1 protein-coding gene is annotated in these 281 nt (G+C 50.9%); it reads right to left on the bottom strand.

Features of this window, described 5'->3' with window-relative positions:
* Window positions 1-281, bottom strand: a 281-nt coding sequence (locus HMPREF2987_RS11100) for an SIALI-17 repeat-containing surface protein (protein WP_180364520.1), incomplete at both ends; no start/stop codon positions are given.

Genomic DNA, 281 nt, shown 5'->3' with positions numbered 1-281 from the left:
TTGCTGCTTCGACTGCATTAACGCCACCTTCATAGGCTGGAAGTTCTGAGCTTGTTGCTTCTACTGCATTAACGCCACCTTCATAAGCTGGAAGTTCTGAACTTGCTGCTTCGGTACCATTAACGCCACCTTCATAAGCTGGAAGTTCTGAGCTTGCTGCTTCGACCGCATTAGCGCCGCCTTCATAGGCTGGAAGTTCATGAACCGCTGCTTCGGTACCTTTGACGCCACCTTCGAAGTCTGAAGCGTCTGACTTAGATGCTTCTACTGCGTTGACGCCG

The organism is Streptococcus sp. HMSC067H01, from assembly GCF_001814775.1.
Lineage (GTDB): Bacteria > Bacillota > Bacilli > Lactobacillales > Streptococcaceae > Streptococcus.
Note: the sequence above shows the minus strand (reverse complement) of the source record. Positions and strands in the feature narration are given on the sequence as shown.